Origin of the sequence: Streptomyces sp. NRRL WC-3618, assembly GCF_001280005.1 — a bacterium.
Lineage (GTDB): Bacteria > Actinomycetota > Actinomycetes > Streptomycetales > Streptomycetaceae > Streptomyces.
This window is the reverse complement of the sequence record NZ_LGDW01000002.1, coordinates 47,298-68,756: the sequence shown is the minus strand read 5'-3', so window position 1 is coordinate 68,756 and position 21,459 is coordinate 47,298. Positions and strand designations below refer to the sequence as shown.

At 71.2% G+C, this 21,459-nt stretch carries 21 protein-coding genes and 2 pseudogenes; 6 read left to right on the top strand and 17 right to left on the bottom strand.

Annotation, left to right across the window (positions count from 1 at the left end; all coding sequences use genetic code 11):
* Positions 1 to 153: 153 nt before the first annotated feature.
* On the bottom strand, positions 154 to 2,064 hold the full coding sequence (locus ADL01_RS01315; RefSeq protein ID WP_053740009.1) for a hypothetical protein: 1,911 nt from the start codon (positions 2,062 to 2,064) through the stop codon (positions 154 to 156).
* Positions 2,065 to 2,225: 161 nt separating this feature from the next.
* The gene (locus ADL01_RS01310; protein WP_053740008.1) at positions 2,226 to 2,486 is read right to left on the bottom strand and encodes a helix-turn-helix domain-containing protein; all 261 of its coding nucleotides are present in this window, start codon (positions 2,484 to 2,486) and stop codon (positions 2,226 to 2,228) included.
* 33 nt (positions 2,487 to 2,519) lie between these two features.
* On the opposite strand from ADL01_RS01310, the gene map reads away from it, so the two are divergent.
* Complete coding sequence (map, locus tag ADL01_RS01305) at positions 2,520 to 3,305, top strand: type I methionyl aminopeptidase (protein WP_053739972.1); 786 nt, start codon at positions 2,520 to 2,522, stop codon at positions 3,303 to 3,305.
* Positions 3,306 to 3,353: 48 nt separating this feature from the next.
* On the opposite strand, the gene ggt is transcribed toward map, so the two are convergent.
* Positions 3,354 to 5,162 carry a gamma-glutamyltransferase gene (gene ggt, locus ADL01_RS01300; RefSeq protein ID WP_053739971.1) on the bottom strand — a complete coding sequence of 603 codons (1,809 nt, stop codon included), beginning with the start codon at positions 5,160 to 5,162 and terminating at the stop codon, positions 3,354 to 3,356.
* 104 nt (positions 5,163 to 5,266) lie between these two features.
* On the opposite strand from ggt, the gene ADL01_RS01295 reads away from it, so the two are divergent.
* Positions 5,267 to 6,022: a hypothetical protein gene (locus tag ADL01_RS01295; RefSeq protein WP_053739970.1), complete on the top strand. Its 756-nt coding sequence runs from the start codon at positions 5,267 to 5,269 to the stop codon at positions 6,020 to 6,022.
* Between the two features lie 248 nt (positions 6,023 to 6,270).
* Here ADL01_RS01295 and ADL01_RS44425 read toward each other — a convergent pair whose 3' ends face one another.
* From ADL01_RS44425 to ADL01_RS01285, 3 genes are all read right to left on the bottom strand, one after another.
* Positions 6,271 to 6,441, bottom strand: coding sequence for a hypothetical protein (locus ADL01_RS44425; protein WP_159049420.1), 171 nt, complete (start codon positions 6,439 to 6,441; stop codon positions 6,271 to 6,273).
* A gap of 58 nt (positions 6,442 to 6,499) precedes the next feature.
* Positions 6,500 to 7,243 (bottom strand): amino acid ABC transporter ATP-binding protein, encoded by a 744-nt coding sequence (locus ADL01_RS01290; RefSeq protein WP_053739969.1) that lies wholly within the window; start codon positions 7,241 to 7,243, stop codon positions 6,500 to 6,502.
* Positions 7,244 to 7,369: 126 nt separating this feature from the next.
* Positions 7,370 to 7,810: a DUF6278 family protein gene (locus ADL01_RS01285; RefSeq protein WP_053739968.1), complete on the bottom strand. Its 441-nt coding sequence runs from the start codon at positions 7,808 to 7,810 to the stop codon at positions 7,370 to 7,372.
* A 179-nt stretch (positions 7,811 to 7,989) separates the two neighbouring features.
* Here ADL01_RS01285 and ADL01_RS01280 point away from each other — a divergent pair, with 179 nt between their 5' ends.
* Positions 7,990 to 9,786: an SGNH/GDSL hydrolase family protein gene (locus ADL01_RS01280; protein ID WP_053739967.1), complete on the top strand. Its 1,797-nt coding sequence runs from the start codon at positions 7,990 to 7,992 to the stop codon at positions 9,784 to 9,786.
* A gap of 121 nt (positions 9,787 to 9,907) precedes the next feature.
* Here the strand turns inward: ADL01_RS01280 and ADL01_RS01275 are convergent, their stop codons facing one another.
* The 4 genes from ADL01_RS01275 to ADL01_RS01260 form a co-directional block, all read right to left on the bottom strand.
* A complete protein-coding gene (locus tag ADL01_RS01275; RefSeq protein WP_053739966.1) occupies positions 9,908 to 10,687 on the bottom strand; it encodes an exodeoxyribonuclease III in 780 nt (259 codons plus the stop codon).
* Between the two features lie 36 nt (positions 10,688 to 10,723).
* Positions 10,724 to 11,356: an MBL fold metallo-hydrolase gene (locus ADL01_RS01270; protein ID WP_053739965.1), complete on the bottom strand. Its 633-nt coding sequence runs from the start codon at positions 11,354 to 11,356 to the stop codon at positions 10,724 to 10,726.
* 73 nt (positions 11,357 to 11,429) lie between these two features.
* Positions 11,430 to 12,725 carry a 4-carboxymuconolactone decarboxylase gene (pcaC, locus tag ADL01_RS01265; RefSeq protein WP_053739964.1) on the bottom strand — a complete coding sequence of 432 codons (1,296 nt, stop codon included), beginning with the start codon at positions 12,723 to 12,725 and terminating at the stop codon, positions 11,430 to 11,432.
* A gap of 32 nt (positions 12,726 to 12,757) precedes the next feature.
* Complete coding sequence (locus tag ADL01_RS01260) at positions 12,758 to 13,315, bottom strand: transposase (protein ID WP_234354449.1); 558 nt, start codon at positions 13,313 to 13,315, stop codon at positions 12,758 to 12,760.
* A gap of 623 nt (positions 13,316 to 13,938) precedes the next feature.
* Between ADL01_RS01260 and ADL01_RS44420 the strand changes: the two genes are divergently transcribed.
* Positions 13,939 to 14,082 carry a hypothetical protein gene (locus ADL01_RS44420; RefSeq protein ID WP_159049419.1) on the top strand — a complete coding sequence of 48 codons (144 nt, stop codon included), beginning with the start codon at positions 13,939 to 13,941 and terminating at the stop codon, positions 14,080 to 14,082.
* Between the two features lie 99 nt (positions 14,083 to 14,181).
* Here the strand turns inward: ADL01_RS44420 and ADL01_RS01255 are convergent, their stop codons facing one another.
* From ADL01_RS01255 to ADL01_RS01230, 7 genes and pseudogenes are all read right to left on the bottom strand, one after another.
* On the bottom strand, positions 14,182 to 14,613 hold the full coding sequence (locus ADL01_RS01255) for an MmcQ/YjbR family DNA-binding protein (RefSeq protein ID WP_053739962.1): 432 nt from the start codon (positions 14,611 to 14,613) through the stop codon (positions 14,182 to 14,184).
* Positions 14,614 to 14,688: 75 nt separating this feature from the next.
* Positions 14,689 to 14,940, bottom strand: coding sequence for a hypothetical protein (locus ADL01_RS45610; RefSeq protein WP_053739961.1), 252 nt, complete (start codon positions 14,938 to 14,940; stop codon positions 14,689 to 14,691).
* 56 nt (positions 14,941 to 14,996) lie between these two features.
* Positions 14,997 to 15,482: pseudogene (locus ADL01_RS47615) on the bottom strand (GAF domain-containing protein); the annotation flags it as partial.
* Positions 15,483 to 16,414: 932 nt separating this feature from the next.
* Positions 16,415 to 16,984: pseudogene (locus tag ADL01_RS01245) on the bottom strand (hypothetical protein); the annotation flags it as partial.
* A gap of 70 nt (positions 16,985 to 17,054) precedes the next feature.
* The gene (locus ADL01_RS01240) at positions 17,055 to 17,789 is read right to left on the bottom strand and encodes a YqjF family protein (protein WP_053739960.1); all 735 of its coding nucleotides are present in this window, start codon (positions 17,787 to 17,789) and stop codon (positions 17,055 to 17,057) included.
* A 137-nt stretch (positions 17,790 to 17,926) separates the two neighbouring features.
* Positions 17,927 to 18,229 carry a hypothetical protein gene (locus tag ADL01_RS47390; protein ID WP_053739959.1) on the bottom strand — a complete coding sequence of 101 codons (303 nt, stop codon included), beginning with the start codon at positions 18,227 to 18,229 and terminating at the stop codon, positions 17,927 to 17,929.
* A 348-nt stretch (positions 18,230 to 18,577) separates the two neighbouring features.
* Positions 18,578 to 19,390, bottom strand: coding sequence for an SDR family NAD(P)-dependent oxidoreductase (locus tag ADL01_RS01230; RefSeq protein ID WP_053740007.1), 813 nt, complete (start codon positions 19,388 to 19,390; stop codon positions 18,578 to 18,580).
* Between the two features lie 726 nt (positions 19,391 to 20,116).
* Between ADL01_RS01230 and ADL01_RS01225 the strand changes: the two genes are divergently transcribed.
* Both ADL01_RS01225 and ADL01_RS01220 read left to right on the top strand, forming a co-directional pair.
* Positions 20,117 to 21,028: a polysaccharide pyruvyl transferase family protein gene (locus ADL01_RS01225; protein ID WP_053739958.1), complete on the top strand. Its 912-nt coding sequence runs from the start codon at positions 20,117 to 20,119 to the stop codon at positions 21,026 to 21,028.
* A 129-nt stretch (positions 21,029 to 21,157) separates the two neighbouring features.
* Positions 21,158 to 21,415 carry a hypothetical protein gene (locus tag ADL01_RS01220; protein WP_234354448.1) on the top strand — a complete coding sequence of 86 codons (258 nt, stop codon included), beginning with the start codon at positions 21,158 to 21,160 and terminating at the stop codon, positions 21,413 to 21,415.
* Positions 21,416 to 21,459: the final 44 nt, after the last annotated feature.

Below are 21,459 nucleotides of genomic sequence, written 5' to 3'. Positions count from 1 at the left end.
GACGTCAGAGAGCCTCTACGCCCGTAGACAAGGTCACAAAGGTCGTAGGGGCTTGAAAGTAAGCCTCCGGAGGAGCCTTGCCAAGACCATCGCCGTTAACCCGCGGAGTCGATCACGTTTCACACTCCTGTGGGCGAGTCGCGTCCAGCCGGATCACGCACTGTGGCCCGCCACCCGAAGGGCGTGCACCACATCCCAGTACCGGCGCTCGGAGGCACCCTTGGCCGCCTCCAGCAGCAGCGGTACGAGGCGCTGGGGGTCGGCGGCGACGCTGCGGGCCGCCTCCTCGGGGGTGCTGACCCGGACGTACGCGTCGAGCAGCGCCCGCACCTCACGCTGTCTGCCGTCCTCGGCGAGCCGGAGCACCGCATCGCCCACCTCCTGCGCCGGCCGCACCATGCCCTGCCGCAGTGTCTGCTGACCGTCGTCCACACGCCCCGCCGCGACGAGCGCGTCGGCGGCGGCGACCAGCCGGTCCGCGGGCAGGGAGGCGGCCTCCCAGAGCAACGTGGCCCAGTCGGCGCCGAGCCCCGCACGGTGCAGCTCGGCGGCGAGCAGCGGAAAACGCGCGGCGGGCCACTGGGACGCCTCGACGAGCAGCGCGTGCGCCTCACCGCTGCGGCCCTCGCTCCGCAGTCGTACGAGGTTACGGACGGCGTCGATGGTGTCGTGCCGGGCGTTGTCGTCCAGCGCCTCCCGCACGGGCGTCGCGCGCTTGGCGGCGGCGGCCCCGGCGAACCGCGCCCCCCGCGGGCTGCGGCGTCCCGGGGCGGCGGGCGCGGGCGCGGGCGCGGCGGGCGGGAGTTCGGCGACGGGCGTGCCATCCGTGTCCGCGTCGTCCATCGCCCCGGCGAACCGGGCACTGCCCCGGACACGACGCTTGGAGCGCTGCTTGGCGGCGGGGCGGGAGTCGTCGGGGGCGGGGTCGGGGACGGGGACAACGGCCGGCGCCGCGTACCAATCGGCGGGGAGCTGCGGCGCCGCCCGCTCGTCCGGAGCCTCGGGGTCACCGGAGGCGTCGGCCGGGCGGCCACCGTCGCTGTCGTTCGCCCGGCCGGTACGAGGATCACCGTCGCCCCAGCCGGCCGCCTCGCCCCCGGGAGCCTGCCGGCCGGGGCTGCGGTCGTCTCCCCCGTAGGGGGCGCCGTCGCGGTCCTCCCGGTGGCCGACGCGGCGGCCGTCTTCACGCCAGCCGGATGCTTCGTCGCCGGAACCCTGACGACCGAGGGGCCGGTCGTCTCCGAAGGCGGCCGGGTGGGTGGCGTCGTGGTCGTTCGTGTGGCGGGGGTCGTCGTGCCAGGCGGGTGTCTCGCTGTCCGGGGCCTGGTGGTCGGCGTTGCCGTAGGCGGGGCTGTTCGAGGGCTGTTCGTGGGCGCCTCGCTCGTTCTCGTACCCCGCGGGCTGCCGATCGTCCGGGTGCTGTTGGTCGGTGGCGGTGCGTTGCCTCGGGAGGGCCAGGGGGTCGGCGGCGTCCGGGGCGGTGTTTCTGACGCCGCCCGCGAACAGGTCCGCCTCCTCGTCGCGGTCGCGGTGGGGAACGGGCGCCCGGCTCACCGCCCTGCGGGCCAACTGGTCCAGCCGGTACCGGAGTTCGACGCAGCGGGCGGAGGCGCGTTCATGGTCGTCGTGGGCCCAGGCGAGGTCGAGGCGGAGAGCCTCGGCCTCCTCGTGGGTGGCGGCGGAGTCGAGCGAGCGCCGCAGTTCGGCGAGCCGTTCGGCGGCGTACTTCTGTTCGCGGTACATCACGTCCAGCCGGTCCCCGAGGGAGTCGCGGGCGCCTGACCGGGCGTCGAACACGGTCAGCGAGGCCTGGTGCAGGGCACGCGCCCGCTCGGCCTCCGGAGTCACGACGCCGGTTCCCTGCCCGGCCGCCAGATCCTGGAGCAGCGCCTCCACGACGTCCCACGGCGGGACTTCATGCCCCTCCAGACAGGAGCGCATACCGTCGGGGTCGCGCTGCCAGAACACGCCGCACCAGCCCGCGCCCTGATCGAGGCGGGCCAACAGGCCATGCAGATATCGCGCGAACTCCCGCACCTGCACCGGGAGTTGTTCCACCGCCATGATGTTCACCCCACGCCCGACCTGAGTTGTCCGCCCGTAGAAAACACCAGCCGTGTTACGGATGGGCTACGGGGGGTTTTCGGACCGGCCGCAGAGTACCGCGCACCCAGCGGAACGTGACGTGAGCTACGGCGACAATGGCCGAAACCGCGCCGCGCGACTCACGCCGCGACCGGGGCGGTCGGCGCGCACTGCCCGATCAGTTCGTCCATGGACAGCCCGAGGACTCCCGCCAGCGCCGCGACCGTGAAGAAGGCCGGCGTCGGCGCACGGCCGGTCTCGATCTTGCGGAGGGTCTCGGCGGAGATACCGGCGCGGGCGGCGATCTCCGCCATGCTGCGGCCACCACGCGCCACACGCAGCAACCGGCCGAGCCGTTCGCCGCGTGCACGCTCTTCGGGGGTGAGTGGAGTGCGTACCATGTCCGCCATTCTAATACCGGTATAGTAATTGGCATGGTTGAACTCAAGACGGACACCGCGATCGACGCCATGTACGAGACGGGCCAGGTCGTGGGCCGAGGCCTCACCGCCGTACGTAAGGCCGCTGACGTGGGCGTTTCCCTGCGGGAGCTGGACGAGGTGGCACACGAGGTGCTGCGCGCCGCCGGGGCGACCTCCCCCTTCCTCGGCTACCATCCGTCCTTCGCGCCCACCCCGTTCCCAGCGGTGCTCTGCGTCTCGGTGAACGACGCGATCGTGCACGGCATCCCGGACGACTACCGGCTGCGCGACGGCGACCTCGTCTCCGCCGACTTCGGCGCCGAACTGGGCGGCTGGGCGGGCGACTCGGCGATCAGCTTCATCGTGGGCGAGCCGCGCCCCGCCGACGTACGGCTGGTGGAGACCGCCGAGCGGGCTCTCGCGGCGGGTATCGCCGCGGCGGTGGTCGGCAACCGCATCGGCGACATCGCGCACGCGATCGGCGAGGTGTGCCGTACGGCGGGCTACGGCGTCCCGGACGGCTTCGGCGGCCACGGCATCGGCCGCCGTATGCACGAGGACCCGCCGGTCCCCAACGAGGGCCGCCCGGGCCGGGGCATGGCGCTGCGGCACGGCCTGGTCCTGGCGATCGAGCCCATGCTGATCGGCAGCGGCAAGGACGGCTATCACGAGGCCCCGGACGGCTGGACCCTCCGCACCAACGACGGCTCCCGCGCCGCCCACGCGGAACACACGGTGGCGATCACCGAGTCGGGACCCCGGGTGCTCACGGCGCGGCAGGAGGCGCGGGCGGTCTGAGGGCGGGGCAGGCGGCCGGCCGTCCGTCGGCAGGCCGCCCCGCACCCCTTACGGCGCCGGTCGCACCACCATCGCCGACCCGCCGCCGCGTCGTACCGTCTCCGCCGCCGCCAGCCACTTGCCGTTCGGCAGACGCTGTACGCCGGTCGCCGCGCCGATCTCGGGGTTGAGCCGGAAGCCGTGTCCGATGGCCTCCAGCTTTGTCCTCAACTCGCTGTCCATGAGGCCCGGTTCGAGCTCGGTGGTCGTCTGGTTGCGCTGACTCGCGCGCGGTGCGGCGATCGCGTCGACCAGCGGGAGCCCCCGGTCGAGGAAGCCCGTCAGGGTCTGCAGGACGGTCGTGATGATGGTCGCGCCACCGGGCGAGCCAAGGGCCACCACCGGCTTGCGGTGTGCGTCCAGGACGATCGTCGGGGACATCGACGAACGCGGGCGCTTGCCCGGACCCGGCAGGTTCGGGTCATGGACGGCCGGGCTGGCCGGGGCGAAGGAGAAGTCCGTCAGCTCGTTGTTGAGGAGGAATCCACGGCCCGGCACCGTGATGCCGCTGCCGCCGGTCTGTTCGATCGTCAGCGTGTAGGACACGATGTTGCCCCACTTGTCGGCCACCGTCAGATGGGTCGTGTTCTCGCCCTCGTACGTCGTCGGCGCCGCGACGCCCGGGCCGGCGCAGGCCGCCGGGTGGCGCGGGTCCCCGGGCGCGAGCGGGCTCGTCAGCACCGCGTCGTCCTTGATCAGGCACTCCCGCGAGTCGGCGTACGACTGCGACAGCAGTTCCTTGGTGGGTACGTCCTCGAAGGCCGGGTCGCCCACCCAGCGCCCCCGGTCCGCGAAGGCGATGCGGCTCGCCTCGATGTAGCGGTGCAGGAACTGGACCTCGCTCGCCTTCGAAAGGTCCGTCTTCTCAAGGATGTTGAGGGCTTCACCGACCGTCGTGCCGCCGGACGAGGAGGGTGCCATCGAGTAGACGCCCAGGCCTCGGTACGACGTCTTCGTGGGCGCCTGACGCTTCACCCGGTAGGCCGACAGGTCCTTCAGCGACAGCTCACCGGGGCGCGCGTTGTAGCCCGAACCAGGATCCACCGGCGGCTTGTTGACCGTGTCGACGATCTCCTTCGCCAGCTTCCCCCGGTACAGGGCACCGACGCCCTTGCGGCCCAGTTCAGCGTACGTACGCGCCAGTTCGGGATTCTTGAAGCTCGAGCCGACCACCGGCAGCGCACCGCCGGGCAGGAACAGCTTCGCCGTGTCCGGGAAGTTCCTGAACCGGGCCTCGTTGGCCGCGGTCTGCGACCTGAACGTGGCGTCCACCGTGAAGCCGTCGCGCGCGAGCCGCTCCGCCGGCTTCAGCAGCGTACCGAGCCGCTGGCTGCCCCAACTGTCCAGCGCCGCCTGCCAGGTCGCGGGCGTGCCCGGCGTGCCGACGCCCAGTCCGCTGGTGACGGCGTCGGCGAAGGCGATGGGCTGCCCGTTCTCCAGGAACAGGCCCGAGTCGGCTGTCAGGGGCGCCGTCTCGCGGCCGTCGATCGTCCGTACCGTACGGGACTTGGCGTCGTAGTAGACGAAGTAGCCGCCTCCGCCGATGCCGTTGGAGTAGGGCTCCGTCACTCCGAGCGCGGCAGCCGTGGCGACGGCGGCGTCCACCGCGTTGCCGCCCTTGCGCAGCACCTCGACACCGGCGGCCGAGGCGTCCGCGTCCACGCTCGCCACGGCACCGCCGTACCCGACGGCGACCGGGACCTTCTCCGTGGCCGTACCCGCTGACGTGGCACCCGAGGGCGGCGCGGCCGCACCCACCGAGACCATCGTGGCCGAAACCGCCAGGACCGCCAGACTCCGCGCGACAGGGCGACGCATCAAATACCTCCAGTCAACAACCGTCCGCGCAGCGTAACTGCATCCCGATGGTCCCGTAAGGGCCTCTCGAACACCCCTACGGTCGACCGCTAGCATGCGCGCCCATGACTGACGACGTGCGCAATATCGTCCTCGGTGTGGTCGCGGCCGGTATCAGCGCAGCCCTCGGCTGGGTGGCCCGCACCTATCTGTGGAAGCGCAAACTCCGCCGCAAGCAGGCCTTCTTCGGGCTGCCGGACCACTCCGAGTCGCTGCTCGTGGTGAACCGGGAGGCGGGTGGCCCCGAGTTGACGGTGATGCGCCACGACGTGTTCGCGCTGCTGGAACTCGCCGCGCTCATCAAGGACTGCAACGCCCACGCGCAGGTCGTCGCCCACGACGCCACACAGCAGGGGTTCGGCGAGCGGACCGAGTTCTGTGTGGGCGGCCCGGCCTCCAACCGCCGCATGCTGGCCCATCTGCAGTCGCTGCTCCCCGGCGTCCGCGTCAATGTCGACGCCGAGCCCGGCCCGGACCGCGGCGCCTTCCAGATCGGCACCGAGCGCTACCGCCTGGAGGCGGGCAAGGGCGAGTACGTGATCCTCGCGCGGCTCACCGCCGGCCAGAGCCGCGAGGCCCGACCGGTCTTCCTCTTCTGCGGCCAGCGCGCGATCACCAACCAGGCGGCGACCCGCTACCTCGCCCGCAACCACGAACGGCTGGCCCGCAAACACGGCGGCAACTCCTTCGCCCTGCTCCTGAAGGTCGTCAACTCGCAGGCGTACGGACCCGATGTCGTCGAGGTCGTCACGGACATCACCCGAGCCGCCCAGACGCCTCTGCCGGACGTCGCGGTACGCGACTCGCACCGCGCCTCCTGACAGCACCTGCGCGGCCACGCGTGTGACGGGCGTCGAAACCAAGGAGAGCGGCGCCCGCGTCGCGTATCTGTGCGACGTGGGCCCGCTCGGCCTCGGCAAGCCGGTCAGCCCGGTCGACGACCCGCTCGTCGAGCACAACCCGACCGGCGCAGCTGACCTCCTGCTCGCCGGAGCACGACCCCTGACGGGTGCCGGTACCCCTGCGCGAGCAGTGATCTCCGGCTGCCGCCGGGCGAACACATGCCCTCCTACCACTGCCCGCCTGGCAGCAGCGTCCCTGATTCGGCCGGCACCACGGCCGCGGCCTCGGTCCCCGTCCCGATGGGGATGAACAGCAAATCGTAGTCGAGGTTCGGCGCGGCCGGTCTCCCGGCCCGGTCCGTCGTCGGGAGGTTGTCCGTCAGCGGGTTCAACGGCACCCTCAACTCCCTTTACAACCATCACAGTTGACCTCATCGTCGCGTTGCCCGGGAAGCCTCAGTGTTTGAGAATCTTGGAGAGGAAGTCCTTGGCGCGGTCGCTGCGCGGGTTGGTGAAGAACTCCTCGGGGCTGCGGTCCTCGACGATACGGCCGTCGGCCATGAAGACGACCCGGTTGGCGGCCGAGCGGGCGAAGCCCATCTCGTGGGTGACGACGACCATCGTCATGCCCTCGCGGGCGAGTTGCTGCATGACCTCCAGGACCTCGTTGATCATCTCCGGGTCGAGAGCGGACGTCGGCTCGTCGAAGAGCATGACCTTGGGGTCCATGGCCAGGGCGCGCGCGATGGCGACCCGCTGCTGCTGGCCGCCGGAGAGCTGTGCCGGGTACTTCGGAGCCTGCGAGGCGAGGCCGACGCGGTCGAGGAGTTCACGAGAACGCCTGTCGGCCTCCTCCTTCTTGCGTCCACGGACCTTGACCTGGCCCAGCGAGACGTTCTGGAGGACGGTCTTGTGGGCGAAGAGGTTGAACGACTGGAAGACCATCCCGACTTCGGCACGGAGCCGGGCGAGGGGCTTGCCCTCGTCGGGCAGCAGTTGTCCGTCGAGCCGGATCGTCCCGGAACCGATCGGCTCCAGCCGGTTGATCGCCCTGCACAGAGTGGACTTGCCCGACCCCGAGGGGCCGATGACCACGACCACCTCCCCCCGGCCGACGGTGAGGTTGATGTCCTGGAGAACATGCAGGTCACCGAAGTGTTTGTTGACTTCATGCAGTTCGATCAGCGGATCGACAGCCATGCCCAGCCCTACTCACTTCTCAGCTGTGTCGTGGTTGCCGCAAACTATCCAGGCAGGAGTGGAGTTGATGCACGACACGCACATTACGGGCATTAGCCGTATTTACTACAAATGTGGTCGCCGTGGCTAAGCCTCCGCGACCTCCGCGTACAGCTGCGACAACTCGGGGGCTCCGCTGGAGGCCCACTCGTGACCGGAGGCGACGACGTCGAACTCACGGCCCGACGACAGCCGTACGACGGGCTGACCGTTCGGCCAGAAGTCCCAGACGGCACCGGGGACCGTCCGCACGATGACCGTGCCGAGGTAGAGACCCGCGTCGTTGCCGAGCCAGGACAGCGCATCCTCGTCGTCCCGCCAGCCCGGCAGTAGCTGATCCAGCGCCTCCAACGAGGCGACGGAGTCGTCGAGTTCGACTCCCGCCCCCTCCGCCTGGGAGCGCAGCAGCTCGCACTCGGAAAGAAGCCCGGCGACCGCCTCGGGGTCCGGCTCACCCTCGGAGAACACCGCCACGCCTCGGGCGGGTCCGTGCCGCTTACGCCAGTTGCCCAGGAAAGGGATGTTCATACGTCCAGCCTGTCATCGACACGGCCGACCGCACCACTGGGCGCGCCAAGACGCCGGTTCCGGCCAAGTTCCCGGTGGGCTCCCGTCCGCCGCGGCCGCCGAATTGACGGGCCCCCGGGCAGTTCCTTAGCTTCGCACTGCGCTGGGTGGCGGGCCGAGCGGACCGGGAGGACGCAGAGATGTGCCGAGGCGAGCGGGCACCGGGACTCCGGCGTCTCTCGGGGCCGGGCATCATCCTCGCCCTCGTCGCGACCCTGACACCCCTGTCCTCCTCGACGCGGGCCACCGAACCCCTCCCCCTCACCCGGTACTTCGACAACACCGCCGTCAGCGACGACGGCCGGCCCGACACGGCCGACTTCGACGGCTCGGGTGCCTCCCTGTCGGCCCAGGACCTCACGGCCGCCGGCTGGACCAGGGGCCGCGCCCTCACCGTCCAGGGCGCCCGGCTGACCTGGCCGCACGGCGAACCGGGCGAGCCCGACAACGTCCGCGCCGCCGGCCAGCCCGTACGCGTCCAGGGCAAGGGCGACGCCCTCGCGTTCCTCGTGGCCGGCACCGGCGGCGCCGACGTGAGCGGCGGGGGCACCGTCTCGTATGTGGACGGCACGCAGTCCACGTACCGGCTGACCGCCCCCGACTGGCGCGCCGGCCCCCTCGGTGGCAAGACGGTCGCGCTGCCGCACGTGAACACGCCCGGCGGCCAACTCACCCAGAGGGCACGGCTGTTCGTCGTCACCGTGCCGATCACGCGCGGGCGCGAGGTCGCCTCCGTCCGGTTGCCGTACGCCGTCGACCTGCATGTGTTCGCCCTCTCGGTACGGCCCGACGCGGCCGGCTGGACGGGCAGCTGGGCGGCGCCGACCTCGACGTACGCGACTGTCGGCCCGTGGACCGACCGGACGCTACGGCTGGTGGTGCACACGTCGGCCGGCGGGCCACGGGTACGGCTCCGCTTCGACAACACGTTCGCCTCGGCGCCGGTACGGATCGGCAACGCGACGGTGGCGGTGCAGGCGACGGGCGCCACGCCGACCGGTACGCCGGTGCCGCTGACGTTCCGGGGCGCGCGGGGCGCCGAACTCCCGGCGGGAGCACAGGCGTTCAGCGACCCGCTGGACTTCGCGGTGCCCGCGGACGCCAATCTGCTGGTGAGCTTCCATCTGCCCGGCACCGTGACGGCGGCCCCGCTGCACCGGCTCACCCAGCAACGCTCGTACGTCAGCGAGCCGGGCGACCACACGGCGGACAGCACCCCGGCGCCGTACACCTCGGTCCTGACGACGTGGCCGCTGCTGACCGGGGTGGACGTCGGGGCCGGGCCCGGGTCGGTCGTGGTGCTCGGCGATTCGATCACCGACGGCGAAGGCTCGACCCTGGAGGCGAACCGGCGCTGGCCCGATGTGCTCGCCGACCGTCTGCGGGCCCAGCACACGGTTCCCCCGTACGGCGTGCTCAACCAGGGCATCTCCGCGAACCGTGTCCTCACCGACCGCTACCCGGGCGACGGTGTCTCGGCCGACTCGGGCGGGGTGAGCGCCCTGCACCGCCTGGACCGGGACGTCCTCGCCCAGACCTCGGCCCGTACGGCGATCGTCTTCCAGGGCGTGAACGACCTGCGCAACGGTGCGACGGCGGACAACGTCATCGCCGGGCTGCTGGAACTGGCGGAGCGGGCGCGGGCGCGCGGGGTACGGGTGCTGGTCGCCACCATCGGACCGTGCGGAGGTGAGGCACGGTGCACGTCAGCGGTCGACGGGCAGCGCGCGGCCGTGAACACATGGATCCGGGAGGAGGCCGCGTCCGGTTCCGGCTCCGGTTTCGACGGGGTCCTCGACTTCGACGCGGTGCTGCGGGATCCGGCGCGGCCGACGCGGTTGCTGGCCGCGTACGACAGTGGGGATCACTTGCATCCCGGGGATGCGGGGTTGGCTGCGCTGGCGGGGGCGGTGGATCTCGGGGCGTTGGTTCCGTAGGCGCCGTGGTGGGTGGTGGCCCGCCGTACCTGGGGGCTCCGCCCCCAGACCCCCAGTCGCGCTGAAGGCGCTCGTCCTCAAACGCCGGACGGGTGGGGGATGCGCGTCCGGCGCTGTGTTTTTACACCTCCAGGTCCACCACCACCGGCGCGTGGTCCGACGCGCCCTTCCCCTTCCTCTCCTCGCGGTCGACGTACGCGTCCTTCACTGCCCCGGCGAAAGCCTCGTTGCCGTAGACCAGGTCGATGCGCATGCCCCGGTTCTTCGGGAAGCAGAGCTGGCGGTAGTCCCAGTACGTGTACGGGTGGTCGTACTTCAGGGGGCGGGGGACCACGTCCGTCAGGCCGGCCTCACGCAGGGCCGCCAAGGCGGCGCGTTCCGCCGGGGTGACGTGGGTGAGGCCCTCGAAGGCGGCCACGTCATAGACGTCGTCGTCCGTCGGCGCCACGTTGTAGTCGCCCAGGACCGCGAACGGGCGGCTGCCCGCCGCGTCCTTCGCGACCGCCTCCTTCAGGGCCTCGAACCAGCCGAGCTTGTAGACGTAGTGGGGGTGGGCCACCTCGCGGCCGTTGGGCACATACACCGACCAGACGCGGACCGGGCCGCACGTCGCGGAGATGGCGCGGGCCTCCTCGACGCCCTCGTAGCCGGGGTCGCCGGGCAGGCCCCGCACCACGCCCTCCAGGCCCACGCGGGAGATCACCGCGACGCCGTTCCATCTGCCCGTGGCGTTGACCGCCACCTCGTAGCCCAGCTCGCGGAGTTGGTCGGACGGGAACTGCTCGGCGGCGACCTTGGCCTCCTGGAGGCAGAGCACATCCGTGCCGGTGCTCTCCAGCCAGGCCAGCAGCCTCGGCAGGCGGGCGGTGATCGAGTTCACGTTCCAGGTCGCGATACGCATGCCCCACAACCTACCCGCCGGGTCTGACAACCCCCCTCAGACCTCCGCCGACGTCCCCGGCGCCAGGCGCAGGTGCTCGGAGCCGCCCAGGCCGCCGACCAGCCGGTCGTAGATGGGGCGGGCGAGGTCCGTGAGGAGGGCGTCGTGGATGTCGTAGGCGCGCTGCGGCTTGACCTCGCGGACGTAGTCGACGACCTCGGACAGCTTGCTCCACGGGGCCATGACCGGGAGGAGCAGCGTGTCGACCGGATGGTTCGGGACGGTGAGGGCGTCGCCGGGGTGGAGGACCGCGCCGTCGACGAGGAAGCCGACGTTGGTGATGCGCGGGATGTCCGGGTGGATCACGGCGTGCAGTTCGCCGTGGACCTGGACGTCGAAGCCGGCGGCGGTGAACGTGTCGCCGTGACCTACGGTGTGGACGCGGCCCGGGAAGGCCCCGGAGAGCTGCTCCGCGACCGCGGCGAGGGTCCAGAGCTCGGCAGCCGGGTTGGCGTCCAGAGCGGCACGCAGCCTTCCCTCGTCGAAGTGGTCGGCGTGCTCGTGGGTGACCAGGATCGCGTCGGCGCCGGCCGCGGCGTCCTCCTCGCTGAATCCCCCGGGGTCGAGGACGAGCGTCTGCCCGTTCTTCTCCAGGCGGATGCAGGCGTGCGACATCTTCGTGAGCTTCATGGTTCCATCCTGCCGCGCGGGCCCGGTCCCTGAGCGCCTGGGGCTGGTGCTTTCACTACCCTGCTGCGGCGGGTCACACGTCGGGCGTCGTCTCCTCGCGGATGACCTGCTGGGCCACCTTGAACGCGCTGTTCGCGGCCGGTACCCCGCAGTAGACGGCGGCCTGGAGGAGTACTTCCCTGATCTCGACCGGGGTGAGGCCGTTGCGCAGGGCGGCGCGCGTGTGGAAGGCGAGTTCGTCGAGGTGGCCGCCCGCGACGAGGGCGGTGAGGGTGACACAGCTGCGGGAGCGCCGGTCGAGGCCGGGCCGGTTCCAGATCTCGCCCCACGCGTATCTGGTGACGAAGTCCTGGAAGTCGCCGGAGAACTCGTCCGCCTGTGCGAGCGCCCGGTCCACGTGCGCGTCGCCGAGCACCTCACGCCGGACCTTCATCCCCGCGTCGTACTGATCCGGACGGCCCTGCCCCGCGGGCAGTACGGCGGGCGGGGCGATCTCCGCGATGGGGGTGGTCGGCGAGGGCGCGGCCAGGACCGGCTTGGCCGGGGCCGCCGAAATGGCCGTCTGGCCGGTGCCGAGGTCGTACGCGGGCTGCCATGCCGTCGAGAAGTGGCGGACGAGGAGATCGGTGACGGCCGCCGGCTGCTCGACCGGGACCAGATGGGAGGCGCCGGGCACCACCGCGAGGCGGGCGTCCGGGATCCCCGCGACCAGGGTGCGGGCCTCGGCGGGGCCGGTGACCTGGTCGTCGGAGCCGACGAGGACGAGGGTGGGCACACCGACGCGGGCCAGGTCGCCCCGTACGTCGAAGGAGGCGAGCGATTCGCAGGCCGCGATGTAGCAGCCGGGGTCGGTGGTGCGGACCATCTGTACGGCCCACTCGGTGATCGCGGGCTGCGCGGCGGCGAAGCCGCTGGTGAACCAGCGTTCGGGGGAGGTACGGGCGATGGGGTCGAGCCCGTTCGTGCGGACGATCACCCCGCGCTGGCGGAACTCGTCGGCCGTCCCGAACCGGGGTGAGGCGGCGATCAGCGCGAGCGAGGCAAGCCGCTCGGGGTGGCGCAGCGCCAGTTCGGTGCCGATCGCGCCGCCGAGCGCACAGCCGGCGTAACCGAAACGCCGTACGCCGGCCGCGTCGAGCGTGGCGAGCAGACGGGCGGCCAGGTCGGTGACCGACCCGGACGGGCGTGCGGGGGCGCCACCGTGCCCGGGCAGATCGAAACGGAAGATCCGCCACTGCTTCACCAGCTCGGGCACCTGGCGATCCCACATATGCCATGTGGTGCCCAGTGAGGGTCCCAAGATCAGGACGGGAGCCTCTTCTGGCCCGTCAAAGCGGTATTGCAGGGTGTTCGACGGTGTCTCACTCACGCGTCAGACCCTCTCACGTCTCACGGACGCCCCTATAACGCGGGGGTGCTGGGCACCGGTCTGACCAGGTTAAAGACCTCGCGGGCGGCATACCGTTTGAGGCATCGGATGATCTCACGGCGGGTCTTGCCCTCCTGGGTGCGGCGTTCGTAGCACGCCTGGGTGCGGGGGTCGTGGCGCAGGCGGGTGAAGACGATCCGGTGCAGGGCGGCGTTGGCCTGCCGGTCGCCGCCGTGGTTGAGCCGGCGCGTGCGCCGCCGGCCGGAGGAGTACTCGATGGGGCTGACTCCGCAAAGAGCAGCAAAGGACGCCTCGGTGTTCAGCCGCTCGGGATTGTCCCCCATGGTGATCAGGAGGGTGACGGCGCTGTCCGGACCGATACCCACCGGCACGAGCAGCTGTGGGGCGTGACGTTCGACGAGCCGGGTCAGGCGCTGGTTCAGCTCATTGACCTGTCCGGTGAGCTGTTCGATGCGCTCGGCGAGCATGCGCAACGTCGTGTGGGTGGCCTGGGCCACCGCGTCCTCATCTCCCCCACCATCAGGGAGGCTGAGGGTCGCGCAGGTGCGGAACAGCTCGGCATTGCCCAAGCTCAGGACGACCTCGCGCCGAACGGGCGGATCCGTGCTCGAGGAGGTGCTGCGCTGTCGGGTCGTCACGAGGGTTCGCCTCCCACGTGGTGACGTGCTGGCTGGGTGAACGGCACCGGTCTGCCCGGACGGTCTGAACCGTGATGGCGCCTGGACTCGGCAAGGCCCTTATAGGGACACGCCCTGTGGCTCGGTGACAGCGGAAAGCATCCCGCAACGACGGTCGACATGCCTGTGACTGGACACTTCGGTCAAAGATCTCAAGAGTCAGACCCCCGTACGGGACCGCATCGCGCAACCCTCCCATCGGTCTCGGCGCAACGGCACGTCCCGACCACAGCCGGATGGCTTCGCCCGAACCAATGCCCAAACTGGCCGGAGCAGGCTGAGAATGAGTCGAATCCCCGCCCACTCGTGACCGGCAATGACGCACATCCGTGTGCGCCGCCGTACTGGCTTCCTTCGTCGTCGACCATGGCACGGGCACGAACGACCGCAGACGCGGGGTCACGCCGAGGTGCCTGCGCCCCTGCGGAACGTTCATGCCGAGTGTGCGCCCTGTCTCAGGCGGCAGCTGACATCACCGAGCAGTTCTGTGCTCGTCAGAGGCGCACGACTTCACCATGGGGGACCGCCCCCTCACCCCGGAACAGCCCATGCTCGGCGACGACATGAAGCGCCGCTGGGCGGCGTTCGACCGCACCGGGACTCGAATGTCCCGGGGCAGACTCCGTGGCCCCCTGTCGGTGCCCCGTACACCGCCCTGACCCTGGCTCCGGGCAGCACTCACGTCTCGACCGACTTCGCGATCCGGCACCCGTGCGACTTCTGGACCCGTGCGGCGGTCGCAGACGCCAAAGCGCTGGTCAGCGTCGCCCGGTCGGAGGATCTCCCATGGCCGCGAGCCAGGCGGCCCGCCGCCGGGGCGAGGCCCGCGACAGCCAGGCGTCCTCGATGAGCTCTTTGAGCTCCTGGTGGGTGAGTTCGCCGATCCGGCTCGCCCGCAGCAACACCGACGGGTGCCCGTCGAAATGCGGCGTGGTGAAGAACGGGGAGCCGGGATCCTGGACCAGCGCTGCCTTGTCCCCCTCGGACGGCACCCAGAACATGATGACGTCCGGGTAGCGCTCACCGGTCTGCGGATCGACCGCGTCCGGCCGGGGAGTTCGGAAGAACACAAAGGACTTGCGGCCGACCTGGTAGACCGGTTTCCCGTGCACCCCGTGCTCCACCGTGACGTGCGGCATCGCCAACGCCAGTTCGTGCACGTCCTCGACCCGTGCCCGCCTCGGCCTCATGCAGGAGAGGCTAGGTGGCCTCGCGGTCTCTCGCCAGCGGGCGGACGAGGGGAGGCCGGGCTGCCGTTCGGCTGCTCATGCCACGGTGTCGAGGATCTCCCGGACCATGTCGAGCGAGGTGGCCGGATGCAGGAAGGCGAGCCGTCCGACGGTCCGGCCTTCCCATCGGGGGGCGACGAAGCCGGTCCGGCCGGCGAGCAGCCGCTGCGACCATGCCTGGTAGTCCTGGGTCGTCCAGCCGGTGCGGTGGAGGAGGACGACGGAGAGCTCGGGGTCGCGGAGCAGTTCCAGGTGGGGAGCGCGGCGTATGAGCGTTCCGGCTCCCACGCCGGGGCGTCGTTCCCCGTGAGCAGCATCTCGCGGGTGGGCATGAGCGCCGCGGTCACCGCGTCGGCCACGTGGGAAGCCTGCTCCAGGGCGTCCTCACCGAGAGCGCGGGGCCGCGTCGCCAGCAGGTCGACCGACCCGAGGACGTAGTCGCCGAAGAACAAGGGGAGCGCGTACACCGAGCCCACCCCCGGCAGCTTCTCGCACGCCATCGCCCCGAAAAGCGGCCAGGGCGTCAGTTCGTGCCGCAGGTCGTCCACGGCCACGGGCTCGCCGGTCTGCGCGGCACTGATGCAGGGCCCCTCAAGCACCGTGAACTGGATCTCCTCCAGCAGCAGGGCGGCGTCCGACGCGGTGAGCAGCTGCCGGGAGGGAGTGTCGGTGAGCAACGACAAGGTGGCGCCGTCCACGCCGAGCCCCTCGCACACCGCCGCGCACACCCGCCGGGGAACCTCCTCGCCGGGGGTACCCACCGCGGTTTCCGCGACCAGCCGCGCCGTTTCATCGCCTCGGCCGTCATCCGGCCCTCCGCGCTGACGCATGTACCCCGGTGCCCACTGTCACGTGTCTCCCTGTGTCGTCCGAGCGGACGGCCACCGCCGACTCGCGAGGCCCTGTCCCCTCGGCGGACGCCGATCCGCGCATGTCAGGTGCCCTGTGTCGCCGCGGGCAAGCCACGAACGGCACCTGAGAACGACCCGGTCGACTCGGGGAGAGCCGGCCGGGGCAGCAAGCGGGCGGCGCGAAGGGCGGTCCCCTCTCGGCGCGTGGCTCCGTCAGGCATCAGGCATCAGGCATCAGGCATCAGGCATCAGGCATCAGGCATCAGGCATCAGGCATCATCTGAAAGCCGACCACGCTGATGATGTGTGCGCGACTCCTTCGCCAGGGCGAGCGGCTTCGCCTCGCACGGGCGGTGAACGAGAACAACGCCGAGACGATCAGCGGCGGGACCACGGTGCACAGCGCTTCGATGGGTGTTGTCGCCGTCCGGGCGGTGAGAACGGGAGCCGCTCGTTCACCGTCGGCTGCTCCTGACGTCCCCCGTACTCCGCGCGAAGGACGAACGCAGCCAGGCGGCGGTCCATCCGGTCTGCATCGCGGCATCGAGGAGGTACGTCGGCCGGATCCGCCGCTTGGGTACGTAGACCAGGTCGACGGCCAGCAGCGTCACGGCGGTGCCCAGACCGATGCGACGGGCGTGGGCGGGGCCCTGCGCGTCCCCGGCCGCAGCGAGCTGGGCGACGCCGGCAGAGGCAAGCAGTCCACCCGTCGTCATCTGCAGCCACACGTCGGTCTTCGGGCCGAAGACCCACTCGAAGCTGCGCAGGTGCAACAGGGGCCACAGTCCGCCCACGATGTTGAAGGCACCGTGCGCGACCGCGAGCGTGTGGGCAGGCCCTCGCACTCCGATTCTGCTCAAGGGACATCCCTTTCGTAGGTTCCGGCCGGGTACCCCTGCCCAGGCGCCCTCATCCGGGCCGAGTTCGACCGTCGTCGTGACCCGGGTGACGGAGGGGTTCCTCGGCGCCGAACCGAACCCGAAGCGCACGGGCGGCTCGACCGGTGCCATCGCCCCGAGGTCCGCGCCTCCGTAGACGGCCGAGACGGCACGGATCGGCAGCAGGTCCCGGGCGCCGTACCACTCCCGGCGGCCCCGTCCGGCGCTGCCGCGGGTGCGCACGCCGGGCAGCAGCAGACGGGCGGGCCGGTCCGTCAGCGCGCTCCATGCCGGACTGCGGGCGAGCGCGCCGGGCACGGCCCTCAGCGCGAAGCCCAGAAGCCCACGCCGACCGGTGGTGAAACGCAGGTCGAGTGGCCCGGCGGTGACGGTCCAGGCGTCGTGCGTGACGCTCACCTCGACCGGGACGACACGGACCGTGTCGAAGACGTAGGTGCCGCTGATGAAGTCCGCTGTCTCGCACGTGGGGGCCAGCAGCAACCTGGCCCCGTCGGCCCGCTCCAGCATCACGTCGCAGAACGCTCCGAAGGGCGACCGTTGCCAGTGTCCGAGCACGATCCGTGTGCCGGAGGAGGTGCCCATGCCCGCGATCCAGCCGTCGAAGCGCACGCGAGGGCGTCGCGTGACGGCGCCAGAATTCGGGCGAGGGGAGTCAGGAGAGCTGGGAGACGCGCTCCGGGCCGCATGGCCTGGAGGGCCCGAGCCGTACATGCCTGACTCCTTCCGAGAAGTGCACCAGCGGCTCACCGAGGGGGGCTTCCCGCAGGCCCGCCGCGACGGTCAGCGTCTCCTCCAGTACATCGACGCCGGCGTCGGCCAGCGGCCACGGCTCGTGCTCGACGGGCGTCTCCCAGAGCATGCCGAACCTGCGCGTGTACGCCCGCCAGCGCGAGGTCAGCCACACATCCCGCTCCGTCGGATCGATCGGGTCGCCAGGCCGGACGACCAGGCGGTAGGAGGCGTCACCGATCCATCGGGAACCGGAGTACGAGACGGTGTCCCCGTCCGTGGACACCCGGAGGGTCCCCGGGTTGTACGGTGCGCCGATGGCACGGGCCGCCACCATCGGGGGGAAGGCGACCTCGATGGACAGGAACCAGAGCCCGTCCCGGCCGTCACGGTGCCGTACGTACGTGCGCAGGTTGGTCTCCGCGAACGTCGGCAGGCCGGGCAGCGAGGCGGGAACACCAGGTGGTCGCACGTCCGCCATGACAAAGGGAGTGAACCCCACCCAGGCGGCCCCCTCGTACTCGTCCACGACCAGCCCCCCGGGCAGAAGCGCCTGGACCGCCTCGGGCCGGAACGGCCAGTGGACGAACGTCTGCGTCAGCCAGCCCGCCCGCAGCGCCGGCAGGCGCACCCGCTGTTCTGCTCCGTATGCCACCACGGGCGTCGGGTCCCCCGCGCACGATCGAAGGAAACACACGGGCACCGGCACGGCGGGCGGAAGCCGCTCGTCGTGGTTCTGACCGTAGACGTCCAGCAGGACGAGGCCGCCGGCCGGGACGTGGCGGCCCTGCCAGGTCAGGTCGGTGATGGCCTGGCCGCCGAGGAACGGCGCGAGGGGTAGAACCGGCGGACCTCGTGGGCGAATGCCGTGGCGAATCCAGCCTCGCCCGATCGGAGCCGCTCCTTGTGCTCCGGCCAGAGGTGCAGGGCGTGCGCGGAAAAGGCCACGAACCAGCTCAGCGCGGTGGTGGGCCGGATGACGTTGAGCAGTTCCACCGCGGCGATCCGGGGCGTCAGCTCCGTGCCCGCGGCGTCGAGGTGGCGGCAGACGCGGTCCAGCACCGAACCCGCGGGGACCTGGGCCGTGCCGGACCTCACCTCGGTGACGAGGGCGGCGAACCGCTGTTCCTGCCTGGACCGCGCCGTGGCCGAAGAGGGTGCTCAGCACCGGGCCGGGGAGCGCCCCGTGCCGGCGCACGTGCTCCTCGTCGTAGAAGAAGCGGACCGCGTCCGGGCCCCGTACCGCCAGGGCCGGGACGCCAAGAAGGCGGAGGTTCAGCGCCGCGTCGTTCTCGGCGCGCATCAGGTCGGGCAGCCAGGCGTAGCCCTCGCTCAGCAGGGCCAGAGACTCGGGAACCAGTCGGTGGGCAGTCATGGCCCCTGGGAGTTCCCGTGGCGGCCCGCACGACACCGGCGCGGTTCAGCCACCGACAGGTCACCCCCGCATCACTCCTGCCGCCCGGAACTCTCTTGAGCACCAGTCCCCGGTTCCGCCAGCCGTCGGTGGGCCGCCGCCTTGACTCCGTCTGGCAGCACCTTCCCGGCCAAGCCCTGCGCCTTGGCCTTCAGCGACCCTGTCACGGCCTTCTTCTCGCCCTCCACGATCGCTCGGAACGCCTGCTCGGCCACCTGCGCGGGATCGTCCTTGTCCATGGTGCCGAACCGGGTGTCGTCCGCCATGCCCGCCCGGTCGAAAAAGTCCGTGTCCGTCGGGCCCGGCATGACCGAGGTGACGGCCACGCCGGTATCCTTCACCTCCTCCGCCAGCGCTTGGGCGAAGGACTGCACGAACGACTTGGACGCGTTGTAAACGGGCTGGAAGGACCCCGGCATCATCGACGCCACGGACGAGGTGAAGGCGAGCCGGCCCGCGCCACGCGCCACCATGGCTCGAAGCAGCGGCTTGGCCAGCCGCACGGTCGCGGTGACGTTGAGGTCGATGACTTCTTGGTCGTCGGCGAGGTCGGTGTCCACGAAGGCTCCGCCTTGGCCCACCCCGGCATTGAGGGCGGCGACATCGACCGTCAGGCCGTCGAGCGCGTCCAGGAGCCGGAACCGTCCTTCGCTGGTCCGGAGATCGGCGCGCACAGCTTGGACCTCCACGCCCAAGTTCCGCAGATCTTGGGCGGCGGACTCCAACGACTCGTCTTCGGCGTTCACCACGAGGTCGTAACCGTGGAGCGCGAACTGCCGGGCCAGCTCGTGGCCGATTCCGCTGGACGCACCGGTGATCAGGGCGAGTGGCCGTGTGTCAGTCATGACGGACGAGTAACCGCCCCGCCCCATGCCACGCCTCGGGGAGACCGCGCGGCTGCCACATGCCCCACTGGTCCGAACACGAGAACAGAGAGCGGCGTGAACGCAGAACAGGCGGGGTCCAGGAAGCTGCTCGCGCAAGCTTCACGCGTGATCACTTGAATCATTCCTGGTGGCTCCTGCCCGCCCCCCACAGTGCTGCCTCACCGGTGTCGGCACACTCCCCATTGCTCCCGCACGACTGCCAGGGGATCCGACCCCCGCCACGGGGCCCGAGCGGCCCTACTGTCCTGCAAGGGCCTGTCCGATGAGGGCGGGCAGGAACGTGGTCAGGAAGAACGGGCCGAGGCTGTTGTGGTGGAGAAAGCGACGCACACCACGCCGTGCGCGTCGTGTGGTGTCCCCGCCCTGCTCCGGTGCGGGGGTCATCGGTGCATCAGTGCCGGCGTCATGACGTACGCAAGGCCGACCACGGTCACGAGCAGTGTTCCGGAGAGCAACGTCCTCACGGTCTGACGTCCCGCGTCCCGTGCGGCCCCCGGCGGAATCGGGCCGGCCTGTCACCATGTGAGAGGTGGCGGCTCACTCGTGGGGCAGGGGCTCCCTGACAACTGAAACCGGTACGGCGCCGATGGGCGCCGCCGTACCGCTGCGCGGCCCAGGGGAGCAGCTACCCCGGCTGGTTCCGTCACGGTGATTGCCCGTACGACGGCAGGGCACCCGGCCGCTGTGGCAGAGCGACCGCGGATCCTGCTGACGGGGTGGTTCGCCTTCCTGGACGGGGAGGCGACCGCCGGGGACGTGCTCGCGCTGAACCGGGTGCAGGAGGCTTTGCGACGGGTGGGGCTGGACCACGATGTGGCCTGGAGCCCCCAATTCCGGCCGGAGGGCCTGTCCTTGGCGCAGGTCCGCCCCGAGGACTACTCCCACCTGGTGTTCGTCTGCGGTCCCCTGCACGGTCCGCAGATCGAGGAACTGCACCGGCGGTTCGCGCACTGCGTGCGGATCGCCGTGGGCACCTCCGTCGTCGACCCCGGCAGCCCCGCCGTCACCGGGTTCCACCGCGTGCTGGCGCGGGACGCTCCCGGTACTGAGCCAATGCCGGACCTGGCAGCCGGCGCGCCCGCCCTCCCCGCCTGTCCCGTGGTCGGGGTGATCCTCACCCACGGTCAGCAGGAGTACGGAGCACGTCGGCAGCATGCGCGGGTTGCCGACGAGGTGACACGCTGGCTGTCCCGCCGGGACTGTGCGCGCCTGGAGCTCGAGACCCGGCTCGACGTGCGCGACTGGCGGTTGAGTGCGACACCCGCCCAGCTGGAGTCGATACTCTCCCGGCTCGACCTGGTCGTCACCGACCGGCTGCACGGGATGGTGCTCGCCCTGCGTGCCGGGGTTCCCGCGCTGGCCGTCGACCCGGTCGAGGGCGGCGCGAAGGTGACGGCGCAGGCACGCGCCTGCGGCTGGCCCGCACTCGTCCCCGCCGAGCGGCTCGAGACATCCGTGCTGGACCAGTGGTGGGAATGGTGTGCGGCCGTGGGCCGAGGGCGCGCCCGCGAGATCGGTGCCCGGTTCCGCCGAGGTGTCACTTCGGACGGCGCGGAGGATCTTGTCCAGGCCCTTCGGCCGGGCGCCACCGGTTAGCCGGTGATCGAAAGCGCCCTGCGCCGCGACCGGTGGATGCGCACGCTGGATCTGGGCCTTCGCCGCTGTCTGGTCCCTGACGTTGTACTCCGTCCTACGGCTGCGGTGCCGGTGGACGGAGTCGGCAGCGTGCCGGGAGTCTCTGCCTGCGAGGCGTGGGGCACCCGGCACCAGGAGGTGATCATCGCGCCCGAGCCCGGAGGCAAGAAGTACGACACGAAGAGGGCCAGGTTGCGCAAGGAGGCAGAGCAGTCGGGGGTTTCCGGCCAGGACGCCAACGAGGCCGCCAACGATTCCCTGCAACAGGATCCGAAGTGGCAGAGTCAGGGACCTCGCACCGAGCGCGGCCGCGGCCCGAAGGGCGAACGCCCCGAGAACGCCGACTGAAGCCGCCCGTTGTCTCCCCCTGAGCGGGGCCGCCCAGGACGCGC